Origin of the sequence: Acaryochloris sp. CCMEE 5410, from assembly GCF_000238775.2 — a bacterium.
Classification (GTDB): Bacteria; Cyanobacteriota; Cyanobacteriia; order Thermosynechococcales; family Thermosynechococcaceae; genus Acaryochloris.
This window is the reverse complement of sequence record NZ_AFEJ02000002.1, coordinates 1,692,352-1,715,294: the sequence shown is the minus strand read 5'-3', so window position 1 is coordinate 1,715,294 and position 22,943 is coordinate 1,692,352. Positions and strand designations below refer to the sequence as shown.

General features: G+C 48.0%; 19 protein-coding genes and 1 tRNA gene. 14 read left to right on the top strand and 6 right to left on the bottom strand.

Annotated features, from left to right (window positions below; genetic code table 11):
* Positions 1-33: 33 nt before the first annotated feature.
* Together ON05_RS28715 and ON05_RS28710 are read right to left on the bottom strand one after the other, a co-directional pair.
* Complete coding sequence (locus ON05_RS28715; protein WP_010468034.1) at positions 34-1,539, bottom strand: pentapeptide repeat-containing protein; 1,506 nt, start codon at positions 1,537-1,539, stop codon at positions 34-36.
* Between the two features lie 137 nt (positions 1,540-1,676).
* The gene (locus ON05_RS28710; protein ID WP_010468032.1) at positions 1,677-3,266 is read right to left on the bottom strand and encodes a bifunctional aminoglycoside phosphotransferase/ATP-binding protein; all 1,590 of its coding nucleotides are present in this window, start codon (positions 3,264-3,266) and stop codon (positions 1,677-1,679) included.
* Between the two features lie 145 nt (positions 3,267-3,411).
* Between ON05_RS28710 and dacB the strand changes: the two genes are divergently transcribed.
* The 3 genes from dacB to rpoD all read left to right on the top strand — a co-directional run bounded on the left by dacB (position 3,412) and on the right by rpoD (position 9,010).
* Positions 3,412-4,878 carry a D-alanyl-D-alanine carboxypeptidase/D-alanyl-D-alanine-endopeptidase gene (gene dacB, locus ON05_RS28705; RefSeq protein WP_010468030.1) on the top strand — a complete coding sequence of 489 codons (1,467 nt, stop codon included), beginning with the start codon at positions 3,412-3,414 and terminating at the stop codon, positions 4,876-4,878.
* Positions 4,875-7,238 (top strand): cation-translocating P-type ATPase, encoded by a 2,364-nt coding sequence (locus tag ON05_RS28700; protein WP_010468029.1) that lies wholly within the window; start codon positions 4,875-4,877, stop codon positions 7,236-7,238. The genes dacB and ON05_RS28700 overlap by 4 nt, the downstream gene beginning before the upstream one ends.
* 656 nt (positions 7,239-7,894) lie before the next feature.
* On the top strand, positions 7,895-9,010 hold the full coding sequence (gene rpoD, locus ON05_RS28695) for an RNA polymerase sigma factor RpoD (RefSeq protein ID WP_010468027.1): 1,116 nt from the start codon (positions 7,895-7,897) through the stop codon (positions 9,008-9,010).
* A gap of 87 nt (positions 9,011-9,097) precedes the next feature.
* Here the strand turns inward: rpoD and ON05_RS28690 are convergent, their stop codons facing one another.
* Positions 9,098-10,813, bottom strand: a complete 1,716-nt coding sequence (locus ON05_RS28690) for a SulP family inorganic anion transporter (RefSeq protein ID WP_010468025.1) — start codon at positions 10,811-10,813, stop codon at positions 9,098-9,100.
* Positions 10,814-11,187: 374 nt separating this feature from the next.
* Here ON05_RS28690 and ON05_RS28685 point away from each other — a divergent pair.
* The 3 genes from ON05_RS28685 to ON05_RS28675 all read left to right on the top strand — a co-directional run bounded on the left by ON05_RS28685 (position 11,188) and on the right by ON05_RS28675 (position 14,193).
* Positions 11,188-11,264: transfer RNA gene (locus ON05_RS28685), tRNA-Met, on the top strand.
* Positions 11,238-12,839 (top strand): YcjF family protein, encoded by a 1,602-nt coding sequence (locus ON05_RS28680; protein ID WP_236618802.1) that lies wholly within the window; start codon positions 11,238-11,240, stop codon positions 12,837-12,839. Before ON05_RS28685 ends, ON05_RS28680 begins: the two co-directional genes overlap by 27 nt.
* Positions 12,840-12,843: 4 nt before the next feature.
* Positions 12,844-14,193, top strand: a complete 1,350-nt coding sequence (locus ON05_RS28675; protein ID WP_010468021.1) for a GTP-binding protein — start codon at positions 12,844-12,846, stop codon at positions 14,191-14,193.
* 2 nt (positions 14,194-14,195) lie between these two features.
* Here the strand turns inward: ON05_RS28675 and ON05_RS28670 are convergent, their stop codons facing one another.
* Together ON05_RS28670 and ON05_RS28665 are read right to left on the bottom strand one after the other, a co-directional pair.
* Positions 14,196-14,585, bottom strand: coding sequence for a hypothetical protein (locus ON05_RS28670; protein ID WP_010468019.1), 390 nt, complete (start codon positions 14,583-14,585; stop codon positions 14,196-14,198).
* Positions 14,586-14,743: 158 nt separating this feature from the next.
* On the bottom strand, positions 14,744-15,142 hold the full coding sequence (locus tag ON05_RS28665) for a pentapeptide repeat-containing protein (protein ID WP_236618801.1): 399 nt from the start codon (positions 15,140-15,142) through the stop codon (positions 14,744-14,746).
* Positions 15,143-15,360: 218 nt separating this feature from the next.
* Here ON05_RS28665 and ON05_RS28660 point away from each other — a divergent pair, with 218 nt between their 5' ends.
* The 8 genes from ON05_RS28660 to ON05_RS28630 all read left to right on the top strand — a co-directional run bounded on the left by ON05_RS28660 (position 15,361) and on the right by ON05_RS28630 (position 22,446).
* On the top strand, positions 15,361-16,545 hold the full coding sequence (locus ON05_RS28660; protein WP_010468013.1) for an HlyD family efflux transporter periplasmic adaptor subunit: 1,185 nt from the start codon (positions 15,361-15,363) through the stop codon (positions 16,543-16,545).
* 9 nt (positions 16,546-16,554) lie between these two features.
* On the top strand, positions 16,555-17,709 hold the full coding sequence (gene devC, locus ON05_RS28655; RefSeq protein WP_010468011.1) for an ABC transporter permease DevC: 1,155 nt from the start codon (positions 16,555-16,557) through the stop codon (positions 17,707-17,709).
* A gap of 2 nt (positions 17,710-17,711) precedes the next feature.
* Positions 17,712-18,431, top strand: coding sequence for a DevA family ABC transporter ATP-binding protein (locus tag ON05_RS28650; RefSeq protein WP_010468009.1), 720 nt, complete (start codon positions 17,712-17,714; stop codon positions 18,429-18,431).
* 414 nt (positions 18,432-18,845) lie between these two features.
* Entirely contained in the window at positions 18,846-19,307 is a 462-nt protein-coding gene (locus ON05_RS28645) for a hypothetical protein (protein ID WP_010468007.1), read from the top strand.
* Complete coding sequence (locus ON05_RS38760) at positions 19,276-19,626, top strand: Asr1405/Asl0597 family protein (protein WP_396150333.1); 351 nt, start codon at positions 19,276-19,278, stop codon at positions 19,624-19,626. Before ON05_RS28645 ends, ON05_RS38760 begins: the two co-directional genes overlap by 32 nt.
* Positions 19,532-19,924, top strand: a complete 393-nt coding sequence (locus ON05_RS28640) for a hypothetical protein (protein ID WP_010468005.1) — start codon at positions 19,532-19,534, stop codon at positions 19,922-19,924. Before ON05_RS38760 ends, ON05_RS28640 begins: the two co-directional genes overlap by 95 nt.
* An 85-nt stretch (positions 19,925-20,009) precedes the next feature.
* Positions 20,010-20,477, top strand: a complete 468-nt coding sequence (locus ON05_RS28635) for a (2Fe-2S) ferredoxin domain-containing protein (RefSeq protein ID WP_236618800.1) — start codon at positions 20,010-20,012, stop codon at positions 20,475-20,477.
* Between the two features lie 145 nt (positions 20,478-20,622).
* The gene (locus ON05_RS28630; protein ID WP_010468001.1) at positions 20,623-22,446 is read left to right on the top strand and encodes an iron uptake porin; all 1,824 of its coding nucleotides are present in this window, start codon (positions 20,623-20,625) and stop codon (positions 22,444-22,446) included.
* 157 nt (positions 22,447-22,603) lie between these two features.
* On the opposite strand, the gene ON05_RS28625 is transcribed toward ON05_RS28630, so the two are convergent.
* Positions 22,604-22,822, bottom strand: coding sequence for a hypothetical protein (locus ON05_RS28625; RefSeq protein WP_010467999.1), 219 nt, complete (start codon positions 22,820-22,822; stop codon positions 22,604-22,606).
* Positions 22,823-22,943: the final 121 nt, after the last annotated feature.

Genomic DNA, 22,943 nt, shown 5'->3' with positions numbered 1-22,943 from the left:
CTTGCCCCATTCCTTCGTGACTAGGGCGGATATTTAGGGGAGAGTACTGACGGCTGGATTGAGTAAATCAAACAAGTTATTGATGATGTCTTGGGGATTTTGTAATTGCAAAGATTCTTGGGTGGTGACCTTACCCATCCCTTTATCTTTTTGATCTTGATTCATTTGGCGGCGGGTGTTGACATAGGCCAGCATCAGTTCCTTATGCACCTTTTCTTGGTCCACATTCGGAGCCGTATGAACCTTAACCAGGATGACTCCATTGCCTTTATGTTCAATACATTGAATACCCATTTGGGCCTGGGGATAGGTCCGTTGGATTCGTTTCAAAGAATTGGCAAAGGCCGCCCAATTAACCCCGTTATGAAAGTTAAGGTTAATGGTTTCAGAACTGGTCCATAGCAGTTGTGCAAGTTCGCCAGCCAGAAATTTACCGTGGCTGGGCTGACGGTCTTGCTCATGCCTTTTTAAGTAGACATGCTCACAAATCGCATGGTCAAACTTGGTACTGCGGTTTAAGCCCACTTCTTCCAGGCAGGCTGCTGTCAAGTTGGTCATGGATAGGTTGGCCGCCTGAATTTGGCTCCGGGTCAGATCGGCCTTGCGTAAATCTGCCTCTCTCAAATCCGCTGCCGTTAAGTTGGTCTCACATAAATTCGCTTTATTGAGATTGGCATGGAGAAAGCTGGCTTTGTGGCAATTAGCCCCTGCCAGTTGCGCATCACTCAGGTTGGTGTCAACCAGTAGCGCTTTACTGAGATTGGCGTTAATTAAATCACTATCACTGAGATTGGTGCTTTTGATATCAGCGTTGCTTAAATCGACGGCACCTAAATTAGCCCGACAGAGTTGGCCTTTTTTCAGGGTGCTGCCCTGGAGATTGGCGCCGCGCAAGTTGGCCTCAATCAGGATAATACCGTTCAGATTGGCACCATGTAGATCGGCTTCAATTAACCGGGCAAAACTGAGGTCTGCTTTGCTGAGGTTAATGTTGCTCAAATTGGCCCGGGTTAAATCTGCCTCACTTAATAGGGCTCGATTGAGATTCGCGCCTTTCAGGTTGACATCACTTAAGTTTGCTTCAAGCAGAATTGCTTTGATCAGATGTGCTTTACGGAGATTTGCCTTACTTAAGTTGGTGCGGCTTAAATCCGCAAAATTGAGAACAGCCTGGGTTAAGTTGGCTTCGACAAGCAACGCTCTTGCTAGCCGAGTTTCTATAAGAATAGATTGTTCGAGATTTGCAAAGCTGAGATCCACCGCTTCTAGATTGGCTTTGCCAAGATTAGCGCCTGTCAGTTTGGCTTCGCTGAGATAAGCATGGGATAAATTGGCAACGCTTAAATAGGCCCCGCTTAAATCTGCTCCCGTTAAATTTGCATGGTTCAGATCTGCGCCAATCAAATTAACGCCTCGTAGATCTAACCCACTGAGATCAGCTTCAGACAAATCGGGTTGATCGGAAAACTTCTCTTTGCGCCAGTTATTCCAATGTTTAACTCCGCGTTTAATGAGTCGGAGGTGGGCCGTGTTTGCCACAGGGATAATCGTCCTTTTTATTTACTGCACTCGAGCGTTTCCCCCCCGCCTTCAAAGATGCAATAGTTAGGCCGGTCAGTGCCAAATGATGATTTACACTCTGACTGAACTATAATCTTTTTTTCTTCGTACTGCCCTCAGATTAACCTGACATTATCCTTTTTGGCGAGATGCTGGCAAAAAGATGTTAATTGAGCATCCAAATCTTGTTGAGTCTCGAATTGAGTCACCTTTGGCTTTTCTGCCGTCGTAAAAGCTTGGAATGTTTGTTGTTGGTGGACCAACAGGTCTGGTGTGGCATCTGAAATGTCTCCTTGACGGTTTTGGAGGCGCGATCGCAACTCGGCTACCGGAGCAGTACAGTACAGAATCTGTACAGGGATTTGGGCTAATTCCGCCTGGGTCATAACCTGTTCACGGAGCTGCACTCGATCGTACTTCGCATCTAAAATTACGGTCCATCCCATTTGTGCCAGAGATGTTCCCAGTTCAGCTAAGCGTTGATAGGTTCGTTCGGTCATGGCTGGGGTGTAAATCGAGTTCGGCCCCACACCTGATTGATTTAAAGGAATCTCCGCTAGGTGTTTGCGCACTGCATCTGAGCGAATATGAACGGCATTGAGCACAGGGGCTAGACGATCAGCGACCGTGCTTTTTCCCGATCCCGACAAGCCAGACATCAGGATAATTTGTCCCTGCTGAGGTTGAGTATATTGATGGGCTAAGGCAAAGTAATCTTTGGCCTTTTGCCAGTGAAGTTTCTGGGAAGAACTACCCTCTGCAGTGGCTATATTCTGGGCTGTCATGCTATTAACATTGCCACGAATCGTTGCTCGCATACTCAAGTAAGCGGGTAACAACAAAGCGCCTTCATAATCCCCGGTCTTTTCCAGATATGTATTCAGAAAGACATTGCCGAGATCTCCTCGATGGTGAAAGTCTAAATCCATCACCATAAATGCCACATCATACATCCCATCAATATGGCGAAACTCCCGACAAAATTCGATGCAATCGAAGATTTGAATGTGATCCTGATACAAACACACATTATTAAGATGTAAATCACCGTGGCATTCTCGAATTTTGTCTTGGCGCTGTTGTAGCCAATCTTGATGATCTCGCCAGAACTGTTGGGTAAACCCTCGGGTCTGTTGCCACTGCTCCTGGGTTTGGGATTTACCCATAAAGGCTTGGGTGAGGGTGTAGTTCTCTTCATCGATAGCTTGCAGGGATTCTAAGGTCCCATTGGCCTGAATCTCGGGACTGGTCTCCGCAGTAGCATGAAAGCAAGCCACGCTTTGCCCTAATTGCTGCATGTGGGCTGCTGTTAATTGACCGTGGTCTAATAGGTGGCTAAACAAGCCCTCTTGAGCAAACTGTCGCATTTGTAGGGCATAGTCCACAATTTCAGCGCCAGGATCAGAAGCGCTTTTAAGGTCGTAGCTCCCATCGTTCTCATAGATCGGCAGTACAGCCAAATAGAGGGCTGGGGATAAACGGCGATTCAGACGCAATTCCTCTTGGCAGAAAAAGGCTCGCTGTTCCAGGGTGGAAAAGTCTAGTAGTCCAAATTGGGTGGGCTTTTTAACTTTGTACGCAAACTCTCCCGTCAAGAACACATAGGAAATATGGGTTTGTAAAAGCTGCACTGGGGTCTGAACCGGATGGGGATAGAATTCCGGTTGCAGCATCCGCTGAACGAGGAGGGGTAAGGCAGCATCCATGATTTCCTATGATTGTCCTACTTCTATTGTAGATAGGCACATCTGAAGAAGGTGTGAGGAATGCCAATCCTAAAGCCGGTCTGAAGGCAGGATAACCCCTTCTCAATTCACGTTAAGCTGGCTCCTATCATCAGGAGAGCATGGAATGTCTGGGGACAATGTTATTAAGGGTGGCTTGGTCGTTGGGTTGCTAAGTATGCCCGTCGCGGCCCAAGGTGCCCCATCCCTGAAGCCCCAATGCAGGACACAACTGCAGCGAGACCTGGATGCGATCGCATCCCAACCCCTCTTTAACCAAGCTCGTTTAGGGATCGCCGTTCAACCCCTTCAAGCCTCCCAACCGCTTTACACCAAAGACGCCCAGCGCTATTTCCTGCCTGCGTCTACCACAAAGGTAATGACGACAGCCGCGGCACTGACTCGGCTCGGCCCTAAATTCCGCATCCAAACCGACCTCTATGGAGCGGGTTCAGGACCCACCCTCGACCATTTGCGCATTGTGGGTCGAGGTGACCCCACCCTTTCTGATCAGCAGCTACAACAAATTGCCACCCAACTTAAGCAAAAAGGCATCCGCCAAATCAACCATCTCCTCGGAGATGACACCTATTTTCAAGGACCAGGCATTGTTCCGTCCTGGGAATGGGAAGATCTGCAGGCGGGCTATGGCGCTCCCGTCAATAGCCTGATCCTCAATCAAAATGCCTATGAGCTAAAAATCTGGCCCCAAGCCTTAGGCCAGCCCCTCCGAGTCGAATGGCTCTCGCCTCACCCCATTGGTCCTTGGCGGCAGATCAATCGCACCCGCACCGTGGCTCAAAATGCTCCAGAATATATAGAAATTGTCCGCCGCCTCAAGGGCAATACTTTAGAAATTGAGATTACAGGACAGCTGCGAGCCGGAGCTCCTTACGATCGATTCGCCGTAGCCGTCATTGATCCAGGCTGGTTTTTACTCAAGCGGTTTCGAGCTATCTTGGCGGCTCACCAGATAACAGTGGGGAAACTATCACTTTTATCGACCTCTCAAGAGCGCGATGCTGTTCTCAAAGGCAAATCAGAACAGCGCTTCACGCAAATCCAATCGCCCCCCCTGACAACGCTAATTAAAACCACGAACCAAGAGAGCAATAACCTCTATGCGGAAGCTCTAGTCAAAACCTTGGGGGCAGTCCAGCAGCAATCCTCGCCAAATACCCATCAGCAAGGTTTGAAGGTTCTCAAACAAACCCTAACCCAACTAGGGGTCAATGCGTCCACCTATGCAGTGGCCGATGGCTCTGGTTTATCTCGACAAAACCTGGTCAGTCCCCTGGCCCTAACTCAAACTTTAAAAGGCATTCTCAAATCTCCCCACGCCTCTACCTTCCAGACGTCTTTACCTAAAGACTCTATTGGGCAAAATTCACCCTCAACCCTATGGAGTAAAAGTGGGGGGATGCGCGGGGTTTCGACCTTAACGGGCTACCTCCAACACCCCCAATCTTCACCGGTGCTGTTTAGTCTGATGTTTAATCAATACAATCAATCGGGCAGCAAACGGCGGCAAGCCATGGATGCCCTGCTGTTATCAATCAATCGTTGGCAATCTTGTCAGGGTAGAAACGGATGACTTCTCTATCACCTCCCCCCTCCACCCAACAGGTGGTTCTCACGGTTTCTGGTATGAAATGCGCAGGATGCGTCCAGGCTGTGGAAAAACGCCTGCAGCAACAGCCTGGTGTGGCCACGGCGGTGGTCAATCTAGTCACGGAACAAGCCGCAATTGAATATGTTCCCCAAGAAATTGAGCCAGCTAGCTTAGCGCAGGTCTTAACCACCGCAGGGTTCCCCAGCCATATTCAGAACCGCGAAGAAGAGGCTGAACCCCTGCCGCCACAACCCCTCAAAGAAATTCAACCTCTAGTACTCGCGACGGTACTGGTCGTACTGTCGGGGGTAGGGCATTTGGGGCATATCCCTGGCTTCACCGTGCCTTGGCTCACCAGTATCCAATTTCACTGGGGACTGGCAACCCTCGCCCTACTCGGACCTGGACGTCCCATTCTGCAGGAAGGCTGGCGGGGCTTGTGGCAAAATCGCCCCAATATGAACACCCTGATTAGCTTAGGTAGTGTAACGGCCTATCTAGCCAGCGTCGTGGCAGTGGTTTGGCCGCAATTATATTGGGACTGCTTTTTCGATGCCCCGGTGATGATTGTGGGGCTGATTCTGCTGGGACGCGCCTTAGAAGCTCAGGCTAGGGGACGGACTAAAGCGTCCTTGGAAAAGCTCCTCGCCCTGCAACCGATGGTGGCTCGATGGCTCCCCAATCCAGAGACCCAGCCAGACCAAGCCGTAGATATTCCGGTTCGAGATGTCCAGATTGGCGCTTGGTTGCAGGTCTTACCTGGAGATAAGTTTCCTGTAGATGGTCGAGTTCTAGAGGGAAACACCCTAGTAGATGAGGCCATGTTAACGGGGGAAGCAATGCCTGTTTCTAAAGCTCCTGCCGATGAAGTGGTGGCAGGCACTCTTAATCAATCGGCCCTGGTTACGATTGAAGCCACACGAACGGGGAAACAAACGACCCTCGCCCAAATTATTGATCTGGTGGAAACGGCCCAAACTCGCAAAGCCCCAATTCAACAATTTGCTGACCGGGTCGCTGGATATTTCACCTATGGCGTCCTTGCGATCGCAACCCTGACTTTCCTGTTTTGGGTAGGGATTGGCGTTCATCTTTGGCCTGAAGTTTTAGCCTCAGGCACCCTGCCAATGATGCATAGCCCAGATGTCGGTATGGCAGAGATGGCCCCCCGATCCGCTGGCATTCTACTGGGACTCAAGCTGGCGATTGCCGTACTCGTCATCGCTTGTCCCTGTGCCTTAGGCTTAGCAACTCCCACAGCCATTTTGGTCGGAACGAGTCTTGGGGCAGAGCGGGGTTTGTTGATTCGAGGGGGAGATGTATTAGAGCAAGTGGATCGTCTCGATACCCTCATTTTTGATAAAACGGGTACCCTCACCACAGGCCATCCCCAGGTCACAGATTATTGGGTGTCCGAAGGTTTGCCAGCACTCCCGTTGGCAGAGCCTCTCTCATCCCAGACCGTTTTGCAGTTAGCCGCCAGTCTGGAAAAAGGCAGTCGCCACCCCCTGGCCACTGCGATTGTGGAACAGGCCGATGCCCAGGATCTTGCTTACGCCTCAGCAACTGCCTTAGAGACGGTGCCTGGATGTGGCATTAAAGGCCAGCTGGAGGGGACTTTTATTCGCTTGGGTTCTGCACAATGGCTACAAGACTGCGGCATTGTGATTCCACCCCAGGATCAGCACCAGGGCCATCAGCTGGCCCAAGCGGGTAAGACGCTGATTCATTTGGCTACTGACCAGACCTATGTGGGGGGACTGGCCGTTCAAGACACTTTGAGATCTGATGCAGCACAAACCCTGAAAGATCTTAAAGGCCTGGGTTTGCGGATACAGATGCTGACAGGTGATCAAGCTGAGACAGCCCATATCGTGGCCCAAGAACTGGGGTTAGATCCAACGGCAGTGCGGGCTGGTGTGACCCCTGGGGATAAAGCGGCAGTCATTGCCGACCTGCAAGTACAAGGCCATCAAGTCGGCATGGTTGGAGATGGGATTAATGATGCGCCTGCTTTGGCCCAGGCTGATGTGGGCATTTCTCTGAGTGGGGGGACAGATGTGGCCATAGAAACGGCCCAAATTATCCTGATGTCTGGAGATGCTAATCCTCTATATCGCCTGGTAGACGTTTTACGCCTGAGTCGAGCAACTTTTCGCAAAATTCAGCAGAATCTGTTTTGGGCATTGATTTATAACCTCATAGGGCTGCCCATCGCGGCAGGAATCCTTCTACCTAAATTTGGAATTTTGCTGAGTCCTGCTTCGTCAGCAGCTCTGATGGCATTCAGCTCTGTCAGTGTCGTGACGAATTCTCTGCAGTTAAGGCGGCTTTCCCTGTAGGCACAATATAGTTCTCACTGACACATTTCAAATTCTAGGGTTTGGATGAGCTAAGCAAATCTCTACCACAACAATTAAGAAATCTTAATATACTTCAAGTAAAGTTAAGTTTTGCTATTTTCACCCTGAGGCTTTTTCGACGATAGATTAACCCATCAATCCCTAAATCTAGTGAATTTGACCCACTTCTATACGCTACATCTAGTGCTCTCAGGGGCACGGCCTGTTAAGACCACAGTGAATTAGATCACTGGGTTGTGGTGATCCACATCAATAAATGCTCTACTAAGAGATATAAAGCTCAAACGACGGTGGGGGGCTTGCCATGGGTTCCATAACGCATTCTGGAAAATAGGGCAAGGGATGTCGTTTTGAAAGGTTTAAGTCATAATTGCGGTGGAAGTCGTTGTAGACTCCCCCAATTTTTGTGAGAAAGGCTACAATCGTGGAGGTTTAGCAATAGTCGAACGGCCAAAGCCCAATGCAGGACTGCGTTTTGTCTTTTGCTCAGGCTTTGAATTGCCTTGCATATACTGTTGAGGTAGGCTGATTTGGCATCTAGATCCACATCCCTAACTGAATTTGTTAGATTCGGTTGTAGTGAGTAAAAAATGGTTCTCCTATCGTCTTAATTAGGGAGTATTGAGGAATCCGGCATGACCCAAGCCAATAATGTACTAGAAGCTATCCAAGCTCCGGCTAATGATTTAGATAATCTGGTTGAGGATGCTGCCAGTAGCACTAGTGAGGATAACCAAGCTGGCGAAGGTGGGAAAACGACAAAAGCTCGTACTGCCCGTCGACGCGGTCAATCCAAGAAGAAGCATTACACGGAAGATTCCATCCGGCTGTATCTACAAGAAATCGGTAGAATTCGATTACTCCGAGCTGATGAAGAGATTGAACTGGCTCGTAAAATTGCAGACTTGCTAGAGCTAGAGCGCATTTATGACGATCTGTTTGATCGACTAGAGCGTGAGCCTCAGCTTCAAGAGTGGGCATTAGAAGTGGATATGCCCCTTAACCGTTTCCGCCATCGTCTGCATGCAGGCCGTAGAGCTAAAGACAAGATGGTCCAGTCCAACCTCCGATTGGTCGTATCCATCGCTAAGAAATATATGAATCGGGGCCTGTCTTTCCAAGACTTGATTCAAGAGGGTAGCCTGGGTTTGATCCGGGCCGCTGAAAAGTTTGACCACGAGAAAGGATACAAGTTTTCCACCTATGCTACCTGGTGGATTCGTCAGGCGATCACCCGTGCGATCGCAGATCAATCCCGCACGATTCGCCTCCCCGTCCACCTGTACGAAACCATTTCTCGCATTAAGAAAACTACAAAATTGCTGTCCCAAGAAATGGGCCGCAAGCCGACAGAAGAAGAAATTGCCACTCGCATGGAAATGACCATCGAGAAGCTGCGTTTCATCGCCAAGTCTGCCCAATTACCCATCTCCTTAGAAACCCCCATCGGTAAAGAAGAAGACTCCCGCTTAGGTGACTTTATCGAGTCCGATGGTGAAACGCCTGAGGATCAGGTATCCAAGAGCTTACTTCGAGAAGATCTAGAAACGGTTCTAGATACCCTTAGCCCGCGTGAGCGTGATGTGTTGAAGTTACGCTACGGCCTAGATGATGGTCGAATGAAGACCCTAGAAGAAATTGGTCAGATCTTCAATGTTACCCGTGAGCGGATTCGCCAAATCGAAGCCAAGGCTTTGCGCAAGTTGCGCCATCCTAACCGTAATAGTGTTTTGAAAGAGTATATCCGCTAGTTTCAATCATTCATCCATCAAGAAAGAGGCTGCTGTTCTTCGAATGGCAGCCTCTTTCTCATGACAACATTATGATCAATTAAACAGCTAGACTTCCTTTTCTTTAGGCAGCCGACTACGGGATAGGGGGACATAGAGCAATGCGGCCGCTTCATTCAGGGCATCTAATCGACGATTAAACCAACTATCTTTGGGGAGAGTATGGATGGATTCAATTCGATGCAAACGCTCCGCGACCTGCCCATGCACACCGACTAAAAACACCACTTTCCCCGTGTTCTCAGCATCCTTGAGAATATTCTCGATGGCTAAAGAAGCCGTAATCCCCACCCGGGTCACATCACTCATGTCTAAAATCAGGACTTTATAGGCTTTAACGATAGACAGCCGTTGAGAGATAGACTTGGCAGCGCCAAAACTCATGGGTCCACTAAAGAAAAAGAGCAGAATTTGGCCATGGGCTTTGGCAATAATATCTTTCTCTTCCTGACTCATTTGCTGGTCATCAGTGGGGCCTGTAATTGTCCGCATGGTTTGGACTTGTAAATCAGTCAGACTCTTAATCGTCAATAGATTCGCTAGAAAAGCACCAACGGCCACTGCAGTGACGAGATCCACAAACACCGTCAGGAACATGACGAGATACATAATTCCGGCTCCCTTTAAAGACAGCCGGTGAGCCCGTTTGAGAAAGCTCCAATCAATAATATCAATGCCGACTTTAATCAAAATCCCAGCTAAAACGGCATTGGGAATAGGTTCAGTCATTGGGGATGCGCCGATGACAATAACAGCCAGAACAACGGCATGAATGATGCCGGATAAAGGCGTTTGACCGCCTGACTTGGCATTAATTACTGTCCGCATTGTTGCCCCGGCCCCCGGCAACCCACCCATGAACCCAGCCATAAGATTGCCCAGCCCTTGGCCGATTAATTCTCGATCAGAATCATGTTGGGTATGGGTGATGTTATCAGCCACTAAAGAAGTGAGGAGGGAGTCGATGGACCCCAACATGGCCAGCATCACACTATAGCCCAGCATGGTTTTGGCATGTTTGATTTGGAACACTGGCATATGCGGCTCGGGCAGCCCAGCAGGGATATGCCCAATGACTGGAATACCACTCTCAGGAAAGCCATAAACCGAAATTGAAGTGCAGACCACCAATGCGATCAGTGGTGCAGGCAGAATCCGATTCAATCTTGGTGGGGCGGCAAATACAATCACTAGAGTGAGCAAGCCTAAGCCAAGGGCGACTGGATCAATATCCGTCAACACGCTTGGAAGCTGTTGAATTGCATTGACGACTTTAGAAGAGGCTTTATGTCCTAGTAACGGCGCAATTTGAATCGTGATGATGATTAACCCCACACCCGACATAAAGCCCGAAATCACGGTGTAGGGCATTAAGGTGATGTACTTCCCTAACCGCAAGACCCCAAATAAGATTTGGAACAGGCCTGCCATCATCACGACCGTGAAGGCCATTGCTAGTCCGGCGTCAGGATCCTCCTTCATCAAGGCTGCAAAAATGGTCGCCATGACGACAGACATGGGGCCAGTGGGGCCTGAAATTTGTGAAGGGGTTCCCCCACATAGGGATGCAAAAAAACCGACGCTAATGGCACCATATAATCCAGCGATAGCACCGGAGTTAGTTGGAACATCTGCAGTAGCGGAGACCCCAAAAGCTAGGGCTAAGGGTAATGCAACAATTGCGGCGGTCATTCCACCTAACAGATCGCCTCGAAAGTTGCGAAAGTGTAGGTGATTGACCAACCTAAACTGAGCTATTGCCATTTACGCGGAGCCTGTATTTAATTCTTGGGTGTGTAAGATTATAAGCCCAAGTTCATGGAAGAGAAGGTCAACTCCCTAGCAATCTTGACGTAAAACGTGAGTATTCATTGAACTTAATAGAGTTGTGCAAAAAAAATCAAAAATGCTTGTCTATCACATTCTTCAACATCACGGGGTGCGTGGCTGTATATGGATTGAAAGATGAATATACACAGCTTGTTAAGCGCTTCTTAACTCAGCTAGGCTCCTAGCCCTTGGCAGTTTGCTCAACCCATTTAGGTCCTTAATATCCTTATAGAGATAGAAATCGATCAATAATCTGTAGATAAAAGTTGCCAAGTGTACTCATTGATGTCTATACTTAGGTTTCGCGTCGCGGGGTAGAGCAGTCTGGTAGCTCGTCGGGCTCATAACCCGAAGGTCCATGGTTCAAATCCGTGCCCCGCCACCAGTGCTTAGGGTGCCCCAGAGATTGTTATCTCTGGGGTATTCTTTTTTAAAAAATCCTGACATTTTTCCGAGCAATCTGCGAGAATGGCGAGGACGGGATGTCAAGATTGTTGAGGATCTCAAGTCTATGTCTGCTCAATCATCACAACGGATTTTTTGGGGTGCTGGCACCCTTGTCTTATGCATTTGGTTCTTGATCCCCGGTGGTAATCACGGATTTTCTGAATTCCTAACAGCGGGGATGGTTGTTGGCCTAGGTAGCTTGGCCGTTAGCCTCAAATTTTTCCCAGGGTTGAGACGCCAAGTTCCAGACCTAGATGCAACCCAAATGACTCGACCCATTGTCGAAAAGACAGTGACCACTAGCGCGTCGTTGATTGAGCAGCTAGAAACCCTTGCAGAACCGACTCCTCAATCTGCAGCCTTCAAGGAGCAGCTTGATCACATCAACTTGCATCGACAGGAACCTTGCCTTTTGGTAACGGGCGCACCGGGTGTCGGTAAATCCACTTTGATGGAGCTACTGCAAACTCACTACCAGGCCTCAAAAGAAGCTTGTGTCATTCATGAAATAGGCTCCCTATCTCATTCAGCGATCTTAGAGATGTCTCCACCTGTGATGGCTGCGGATCTGATCCTTTATGTCATTCAAGGGGACTTAACAGATTCTGAGTACCAATGCTTGCAAACATTGCAGGCCCATAAACAGCGAGTCTTAGTCGTTTTTAACAAGCAGGATCAATACCTGCCGACTCAGCGCTTAATTTTGCAACAGAAATTGCAGCAACGGTTGCAGCCTTGGCTATCAGAGTCAGATGTTGTGACCACTTCTGCCTATCCCCAAGCGGTTAAGGTTCGTCGCTATAGAGAGGATGGCTCCTGTCAAGAAGAGTTAGAGCGACCCCAGCCAGATGTGTCAAGCTTGACCCAGCGCCTGGATCAAGTGCTGGCAGCTGAGAAGGAACAGCTGATCTTGTTTCAGACCTATCAACAGACTGTCGCTTTGCGCACCCAAGTGCAAGAGGAACTGAATGGTGTTCGCCGTCAGCTTGCTACTCCCATCATTGAGCGTTATCAGTGGATTACAGGGGCGACTGCGTTTGCTAATCCAGTCCCTACCTTGGATATGTTGGCTGCAGCCGCGATCAGCGCCAGAATGGTGATAGAACTGGGTTCTTTGTATCGCTTAAAGTTTTCTTTGGCCCAGGCTCAAGCCGTTGCGAGTACCTTAGCGACGGCCATGCTCAAACTCGGCTTAGTCGAAGTCTCGACCCAGGCCCTGAGTTCTTTACTCAAAGGTCATCACTTTACATTTGTCGCTGGGGGACTGGTCCAAGGTGTGAGTACTGCCCATTTGACCCGCATTGCAGGGCTGAGTTTGCTAGAGCACTTTCAAGAACTCAGTGACCTGGCTGTAGCGGCTCCTGAATCGAATTGGGATCCTGAAAAGCTGAAGCAGATTGTGGCCAAGGTCTTTCAAGAACATCAGAAAGTGGATGCGCTTAAAGACTTTACACAGCAATCCATTGGTCGTTTCCGCCGTCAAGGTGGACTGTTAGAAGCTCCTGCATCCTAAACCCGTGGCTCAGTCCCCACCGGACAGTCAGACTGCACCTAGGGAGAATATCCTGGCCAGCGAGCCAGTGACCGTTTACCAGCGTGCTCATCTCAGTATCCAGAACGTTATTCAGCAAGTTGAGACGTTCCCGGTTCCCCTGCAAACGGAGCTGCAAAATCAGCTTGGCTCCCTATCCAGCTTAAGCTTGAAGCTTAATCAAGGGATCTTTCAAATTGCGACGTTTGGATTTGTGAGTCGGGGAAAGTCGGCTGTTCTGAATGCCCTTTTTGATGAGCCTATTTTCCCTGTAGGCCCCCTGAATGGTGAGACCCAATGGCCTCGTTCAGTTCGTTGGTCACCGGTGATAGCTCAGGGGCTATCTACCTTACAAATTGAACTGATTGATACTCCTGGTCTCGATGAAATTGAAGGACAGGGGCGAGCACACATGGCTCAGGAAATTGCCAAAGCGGCCGATCTAATTCTATTTATCACGGCGGGGCCTCCCACTGCCTTAGAACTAGAAGCCCTCAAAGCCTTACGACAATCAGGCCGTCCTCTTTTGATTGTGGTGAATAAGGCCGACCTTTATCCTGATTTAGATGCGACCGGAGTCTATGAGCGATTAGCAGAGCCATTACAAAAAGTGCTCACTCCGGAAGATATTTTACTGACCTCTGCGGCTCCAGCGCCTGTAGAAATTCGGGTTGAATGGCCAGATGGTCGAACGACCCATGATTGGGAAACGCCACCGGCTAGTATTGAATCGTTGCGATCGGCGTTGCTCCAATTGATACAAAAAGAAGGTCGTACACTGTTAGTCTTAAATACGCTGCTACAAGTCCAAAGTGTAGAGCGCGATATTGCCGAACATGTACAGACCTATGAGGCACCCTCAGGCAAAGCCTGTATTGGTCAGTATGCCCGATTAAAGGCAGCTCTAATTGCGGTTTGCCCCCTGTTATTCCTCGATGTTGCTATTGGCCTTTTAGCAGATTTGCTCTTGATTGGCACCCTCGTCAAACTCTATCGCCTCCCCACCCATCGGCATCAGGTGAATCAACTTTGGGGCCAAATCTCGCTGAGTTTTGCCAGCTTGATTTTGGTAGAGATGAGTACGCCAACTCTGTCTAGTTGGGTGGGGCATATATCTCTCGGATGGCTACCTTGGGTGGGCACAGGACTCCTTCAAGGCGGGGTGAGTCTATATGGAGCGAAGCGGGTGGGGCAACAAACACAAGCTTATTTATTCAATGGCTATACTTGGGGACCCTTGGGTTCTAGTACCTTAATCCTAAATATTATCAAGCAATTGCAGCCGCAGATGGTGCTTTATCGCCTGCGGCAAGAGTTATCTGATCAACTGACGTAGGTTTATTGCTTGAGACAATCTGGACTGTTCTCAAGAATGACTTCGAACATGGGCATTGCCACTTCTACAGGCTGTTGGTAGTAGCCCACCATTTCTTGCTCAATATTATGCCGAGCCTGATTCGCTTGGCGGGTTCCTGCGTACTCAGACAAGATCACGAGATATTGAGCGGCTCGCGATGCTGCCTCAATGCGATCGTTCCGTCGCATGGCCACTTGAAATAAATTCCAGGATTGCCCGGCATTGTTTACTAATGACGGTCGAGTAATCAATCCCTGGGAGATGGCGCTTTCATAATTGACTCGATAAGGACTACAGGTTTTAGCTGCAAAAGCGGGAGCAGCCATCAGTTGAACGGGTAATATCAACCCTAAAAGATTTATTCGTTTCATCACACACCCCACACACTAAAGGGCTAGTTATCCTATCCGGCAGAAATGCCTACTTTATAAAGTGCCCACTGAACCTTGATAAAGAATAGTGATGCGGAACTAAAGTATAGGATGAGGAGACAAGCCCCCTTCACTGAAAGCTTATAGTTTTAAAGAACTTATGGAAAAGCAATCGTTCCATCCGGCAAGGTTGCTTTTTCAAAACTTAATGCTTGACCCAATCTTTCTCCGCCTTCGAAATTAGCCTGGGACAGGTTCGCCCCCTGTAAATTGGCATCGGTAAAGGTGGTCCAAGCTAAGCTTGTTCCGGTCAAAATAGCGTTTGATAAGTTAGCGGCGGTGAGGTCGGCCAAATTAAGATTAGCGCCTGTCAGGTTAGCGCCCGATAGATTAGCCTTGCGCAAATTCATGGCAGATAAATCGGCACTCTGTAAATCACAGTTAGGACAAGATCGTGATTTCATGAGTCGTTTGAGATGCTCAGGGTTTTCTGCCTGGGCCATTGGACAAACCCAAAGGGTTGAAAATAGAGCCACACCAAGGAGAAAAGGTTTCATTGAGTTACATAGAATGCATATTTCGCATTCTACGGGACAAAGACGAAAGTGTTTGTACAGTTAGGTACAAGAATGAGGATGAGAAAAAGGGTTTTCACGTTCTACTATCTATCAAAATCGACTTTTGCCTGGGTAAAGATATTTAATTTAAGAGAATGAAAACAGATTATTGGGGAAAAATTCTTTACAATTGGGAGGTGTTGAATTGAGCCATCAGTGTGGGCGATAAACCCTTACTAAAATCATCTGGGAAATGGATGATCTCTGGAGCCGTTGTTTTAGCTCTGGGGTTCGGAGGAGTTGGGGTTTTCCAAGCTTTTCAGCCACAACCCAACCCCGCTAATAACGATTCAAAGGCTGCTTCTGAGAAATCCAACGCTATTTCTGCTCTTGGTCGCATTGAACCTGCAGGGCAGGTCCTTCAAGTTGGTGGTCCAACTGGGGAAAGAGTTCTTCAACTATTAGTGAAAGAAGGCCAACAGCTAGAGAAGGGTGAAACGATTGCCTTTTTAGAAAGCTACCCTGAGCGGCAAGCTGAAGTGAAATTGGCTGCTAGCCGCTTACTCGAAGCCCAAAACCGATTTATTGCAGAGCGTGAATTAGGTAAAGCTCAAGGACAAGAAGCAAGGACGCGCCGGAATCAAGCGGAAACGCCTAAGATGCGAGAAATTGCGGCTCAAGATGCCTTAGTCAAGCAATCTAAGGTGGAGTATGAACAAGCCAAGATTACCCTGAAGAGGTATGAGTTTTTACAAAAGGCAGGGGCGGTCTCTAAGCAGGAGCTAGATGATCGTTTTCTCTCTTTTCGTAGTAAACAGCAGCAGCTCAATAATGCGATCGCAACGTTGGCGATGCTGCAAGAAGAGCTACAAACCAATAGCAATAACGCTAGAGCTCAAATTACCCGGACTAAAGTAGGGACGTTGCGATCGCAAGCTCAAATCGACTTAGCTTCGGCCAAAAGTAACCTTGAGTTGGCCAAGGCCCGCATGACCCGTACGATTATTCGTGCTCCCAATGCAGGGCAAATTTTAAAAGTCCATATTCGCCAAGGCGAGGCCATTCCCGCAGTATCAACTTCCGGTAGTGAGGTCCAAAAAGGGATTGTAGAAATGGGAAATACCCGGCAAATGTATGTCGTGGCTGAAGTGTATGAAACGGATATCAATCAGGTCCAAATCGGCCAACTGGCCAAGATTAATAGTCCTGTCATTAAAGGTGAGATCGAGGGTACCGTCGACAAAATTGGCTTGAAAATTGGTAAGAATGACGTAGTGGGGACAGATCCGGCAGCGAATACTGATTCTCGCGTGGTAGAAGTTAAGGTGCGGCTTCACAACAGTATTGCCGTTTCCGGATTGACCAACCTACAAGTGAATGTGGCGATTCAAACTGAAAGTTAGGCGGCGAAAATGTTGCTTGCGATTCCCCTCGCATGGTTACAGCTAGCCCGTGAAAAGGTACGGCTATTGGTGGCCCTGGCAGGGATTGGGTTTGCCGTAATATTGATGATGATGCAGCTGGGTTTTCAAGAGGCCCTGTTTACTGCTGCCGTTAACTTTCATGTTAATCTCAAGACTGATATTGTCTTGATCAACCCCCAAACCACCACCTTATTTGCTATTAAGAATTTTAGCCGTCGGCGGCTCTATCAAGCGGCTGGTGTAGATGGGGTTGAGTCGGTGACGCCCCTCTATTTGGATTTCGGATTTTGGCGAAATCCTGAAACTCGTAAGACCCGCCAGATTCTGATTATCGGCTTTGACCCTAATCAGGCCGTCTTTTCATTGCCCGGCGTAGCAGAGTACCTGAACCAAATCAAATTGCCAGATGTCGTGCTCTTTGATGAAAATTCCCGGCCTGAATATGGTCCCATTACGGAACAGTTCAAAGAGGGGAAAATCGTATCCACGGAAGTATCAGGTCGGAAAGTGACCGTTAAGGGGCTATTTCAGTTAGGTGCCTCATTTTCCGCCGATGGCAATTTGATTACGAGCGATGTTAATTTACTGCGATTATTTCCTGCACGTACCTTAGGGTTAATTGATATCGGTCTGATCAATGTCGAGCCTGGAGTAGATGTCAGTTCAGTCATTTCGACTCTGAAAAAAACGTTGCCTGATGATGTCCTAGTGCTGTCTAAACAAGGGTTTGTCCGCTTTGAGCGAGAGTATTGGGAAACGAGTACCACCATTGGCTTTATTTTTACCCTAGGGACCATGATGGGATTTATTGTGGGCATGGTGATTGTGTACCAAATCCTGTATACCGATGTGTCCGATCATTTGGCGGAGTATGCCACTTTGAAAGCCATGGGATACAAAAGTCGATTTCTCTATTCCGTCGTCTTGCAAGAAGCGTTTATTCTGGCAGTATTAGGATTTATTCCGGGGGTTGCTCTATGCTTAGGGCTCTACAAGCTGGTGCGTGACGGTACTTCTTTGCCCATGTTTATGACCGTCGATCGAGTGATGACGGTATTTGTGTTGACGTTAATGATGTGCGTCATCTCAGGAGTCATTGCGATGCGCCGGGTTCAAGCCGCTGATCCAGCAGATATTTTTTAGATATGGGCGTTTCTCCAGTCATTGCTATTCATCAGGTCAGCCATTTCTTTGGCAGAGGTAGACTGCGCAAGCAAGTCCTGTTTGATATTGATGCCGATATTTATCCTGGAGAAGTTGTGATTATGTCTGGCCCCTCAGGCTCAGGCAAAACAACTCTGCTGACTTTGATTGGTGCGCTTCGATCAACTCAAACGGGCAGCTTGCAGGTCTTAAACCAACAGTTGAGAGAGGCCAACACCCGTGAGTTGGTCAAGGTTCGTCGCTATATTGGCTATATTTTTCAGGCTCATAATCTGCTCCAGTCCCTGACAGCCCGCCAGAATGTGCAGATGGCCTTAGATTTGCATGTTGAGATCGATGCGAAAGTGGCTTATCAGCGATCCATCGATATGTTGGCTGAAGTTGGGTTAGCAGAATGGGCCAATTACTATCCCCAAGAATTATCGGGGGGGCAAAAGCAACGGGTTGCGATCGCACGTGCTCTCGTGAGCCATCCCAAAATTGTTTTGGCCGATGAGCCGACAGCTTCCCTCGATAAGCAATCGGGGCGAGATGTGGTGGAGCTGATGCAACGTCTGGCTAAACAGCAAGGCTGTACTATCCTCATGGTCACCCATGACAACCGGGTTTTAGATGTGGCTGATCGACTGATTCATATGGAAGATGGTCGGCTCAGTACCCAAGATCAGGCTTCTGGTTTACCCGCACCCGCAAGCCCTTAATCCGAATCCAATTTTTCCACATCTAAAAGATTGATTGACTCCGTTTCGGTTCTGAAGATCGGGTGAGACTGAATCTGGGAGAGCGGGCTAGTTAATGAAATTTTTTACCAGACAACATATTTTGCTTCAAAATAGTACAACTATTTCTTATAGGAATATTCATCAATAATATGTAATTAGGATGAAACGTCATGGATGATTGAAATGACGGAATGGCGGGCGAGGTCTTCTCTCGCCAAAGGTTTTAAGCAGACTGATTGCTTTTTACCCTAGCTATTTTGTACTACCTTGCCTTGGATGGTGACGACTTTGTTGCAAATTAGTTGCAGTAAAGTTTATTCTCTGCTAATTTTTTGATAGGGATTAATTGATATCAATTTTCAATTGATTGCCTCACCTAAGCAAAGATTCAGGATGTCAGTGTTGCCAATTGTGAGCCAACAAAGCGAACGAGAGGGATTAAGGCTGACCCATTTACAGGAACTGGCGGTGGGTTTTAAGGGAAAAGAAGGTGATCTATTGAGCTCTTCTAAGCGCTGTATGACCTGCCCTGATGGCACAGACGCTAATCTTAAACAGCAAAAGCTAGTTTTGGAAGGCATTCTGCCCTCCGGTCGGGACTGTTTATCCGCATTTACCGTGATTGTTCTAGCTCACTTGAGACGCCTAACTCAGTTGTCTATTGGCGATCGGTTTACGGAGCGATTGATGCAGAGGGGATTGAGGTTGCGATCTCAAGCTGTCCTAGCCGCTGATTTTGATCAGTCCGCTGCCCGTAATCTATCTGAGCGTGTGGCGTTAACCACTCAAAAAATTTTTCTGTCTGATCGATCTATCACTATAGATGGATGGCAGTTGTCAGGTCGTGTCACTTAGACGTGACTGTTTAGCTAAGAGGGGATCGTTTGTTTCAAGTTCGTTACTCCGCTATCAAGCCGTTTGGAGGTTATGGATGCGCCCATCTGGATATCAGTCCACGATTGAATCACTCCTTGGGAGAGTTTGCCCTGGGGACCATCGGCAAGTCCAACGGCGGTTACAGGAGCTTTCTCTCAAGGCATGGTGTTCTTTAGATGGGCAGTTGCGAGTGGAGATAAACAATGATTTGGAAGCCGCTCAAGTTTACAGTGTCCTCCAGCAATTTGTGGCTTCGAGGACGGAATTGGTGGAATGGCTGGAACAGTGTTGGCCTTGAAAAGACCAAACGGTCTACCACAGAAGTACTACCCTGTATTCGACAAGAACAGGAGGGATGGATCGACTTCTTTATTGGTAGGGCCAATACGGCTCAAATTCCATACCAAAGCGTTCTGGATGGCAGTGCAAAAATAGGGCTTCACTATTGCAAAAGTGAGTTGGCCAATATCGCCATGATGACCTGCCCATCTCCAGATATCCCTGGTTATCTATGGGAGTCTTTGCAAGAGCAGCACCATTTGAAAGGGATTGATCGGCAGCATTATAGGAATACACAGTTTAAGTTTTATGGGTAAGCATACAAAGAAATCTGATTTCACCCTTAGTGGTCGGTTTCTAACTTATGTTCTGTCAAAAGGTTGTAACGTCAAGGGCATTCGGTTGTCGACCTCCCGAGGAGAGCAATATATCAAGCTAACTAAAGCGCTACGGCCAGCCTGTGCTGAAATTCTACAACCTGGAACATGGATCCAAATTCAGGGTTGTCAGAAAGTGAATACCAAAACAGGCAAGGTCAAACTGAAAGCTAAGTCAATCATGCCTGCTCTACCCGGTAGTTCTTCCAACGACGATATTGAGCCAAGTCCTCACGCTGTTTGTAATGTACAGAAAGGCAAAATTAGAATTTGTCAGAAATCGAGTTGTCGTAAACGCGGCAGTCGGCAAGTTTTAACCGCCTTGAATACGGCCTTGCAAACATCAGGCCGAGATAAAGAGATTCAGTTGCAACCGATGGGTTGTGTGGGCAAATGCAAAGCTGGACCCAATCTGGTTGTCTTACCAGATAAGACTCGCTACACCAGGGTTAAGCCCAAGAACATCACCCACATACTTCAGCAGCATTTTTGAAGTATATGGGTGAATGTGGTTAAGTTTCTTCTCAACTGAAGAAAGTCAGAGAATGATTATCATTCTCTGATACAGTTTGGTATGGGTTTTCAGTTTTTCTGACATAGCCCAACTTTATTTCAACAACATGTGTGTGAGGATTAATATGCAATATTTTCGATTGATGGCCAGCGTCATTGGCTTGTCTAGTGCGTTGTTCGTGACTGGCATGGCGAGTGCTAGTACTACATCTTCCGAAGTTTCCGAGAATTTAGATGTTTCAGGTGCTGCTGTCGATGCGCCTGCCAACAGCCAGGTGAGCCAGCAACAGCCGTTATTAGTTGCTGATAATACGCCCGCTGTATCTGATCTTATGGCTGAAACGGAAGCCGATTCTGTTGGCCAGGTCACGTCAGTGTCTCAGCTTTCAGATGTCCAGCCCGATGACTGGGCTTTTCAAGCGATTCAATCCTTAGTCGAGCGCTATGGTTGTGTTGCAGGTTATCCCAACGGCACCTTCCGCCCCAGCCGAGCCATGTCTCGTCGGGAAGCAGCTGCCCTGGTTAACGCTTGCTTAGATAATCTCAGTAATCGGTTCGCTACTAAAGAAGACTTAGATGCGCTCAAGGCCCTTCAAGATGAATTTGCGGCTGAGCTGGCAACATTAAGAGGTCGTGTTGACGGTTTAGAAGCTCGTGTCGCCACCGTAGAAGCACAGCAGTTTTCAACTACGACTAAACTGCAAGCGCAAGTCATCATGGCTGCTCAGTTTGGAGATTTTGTAGATAATCCTGGAGATAATATTCCGACCCCTAATGCCGCGGCAACAGGCGTTGCTGCTGTAGATACAGGAGTCCCAGGCATTGCCAACGTTGATCCTGGGGATTCTCGAGTGAGTGCCATTTCCCGAGTACGGATGTCATTCCTCACCAGTTTTAATGGAGATGATGTCCTCGATTTGACATTGGAAACGGGCAACGGCGGTTCTGACTTCTTCTCATCTGCAGGGGTTGCGGGTCCCGCTAATTTCTTTCCTGTTCCTCCCGTTGTTGGCGCAGGAACTGCCACAACTTTAGGGGATCCTGGTGTGGTGGACTATACCGGTTCTGGTCCTGGCGTTACTTTGTATAACTTGGGATATACCTTCAAGCCCGTCGAAAACCTAGCGGTAACGGTTGGTCCCTTGATTTATCCTAGTGCCTTCATTGATGGCAACAGCTACGCCAACGATGAAGCAGCTGATTTCAGTTCTGGATTCTTTATCAATAACCCGTTGATTATTTCTGAAGCAGTTGATGGGCCAGGTGGTGCCGGTGCTGCGTTTGACTGGAATGTTAACGGTGGACCCGTGAGCGTTCGAGGTCTATTTATTGCCGCAGATGCTGGCATTGCGTCTGGTAATGCAGCGAATGCCTGTACTGATCCCCTCAATACCTGTGAGGGGGGGCTCTTTGGAGATCCCTTCCAAGCTTCTGCTGAGATTGAATATTCCAGTGACTTTGGTGAAGATGACCAAAATAACTTTGCGATTCGGGCCCAGTTTACCCATGCTGAAACCTATAACGTTAACCAAAATATCATTGGTGCCAACGTTGAGTTGACCCTGGGACAATTCGGCATTTTTGGTCGCTATGGAATTTCCATTGATCCTCAACTTGCCTTTGGTGGGGTTAACAATGATCTATTCCAAAATGTTCTGCCTGTTGGCAATAACAGCAGCATTCAAACCTGGATGGCCGGCGTAGGTGTTAATGACTTACTCGTGCCAGGGTCTCTGCTTGCGGTAGCAGCCGGTCAGCCGTTTATTGTCAGCACTACGGATCCTAATTATTCTGCCCAAACTAACTTTGAGGCGTTTTATCGGTTTCCCGTGAATGAGAACATTACGATCACACCGACTGTCATGCTGATTACGAACCCTTTCAATGTCAGTAACGGCAACCCCAATGACATTATTCAGGGATTAGTTCGGGCCACGTTCTCCTTCTAACGGATTTATGTTTTAGTTTTTCCCTCACTTGCCATAACCGCCCTCTATGGAGGGCGGTTTTTGTTAAGCTCAACAAAAAAAGAGTGTTAAGAAACACTCCTTTTTGTGGGTTGAAATATTAAATTTTGTATTTTATAACGTTAAGCAGTCAATCGTTTTATTGGACGCTTTGGCGAGAGACATGTTTTTCAAAGGTTGCCTGGGTCTCTTGAAGCATTTCCTCGCGGCTATCTTCAGGACGAGTCAAGGTGGGAACTAGATTCCGAGCTTGCAAGGTCATATGGAGCTGTAGATGAGCTACATATTCGCTTAAATCTTCTCTTCGATTAGAGTTTTTTGAAAGGGGCTGTGAATTGAGTTGCACAGGGGTCTCCATACCAAACAAACAATCACTCAAAGGACATAAAACGAACCTACCATTCTGCCTTAACAACCTTTGAATCTTGCAATGAAGCGTTACGACATGAGGCTATTGTATCAAGAAGTACAAAAATCAG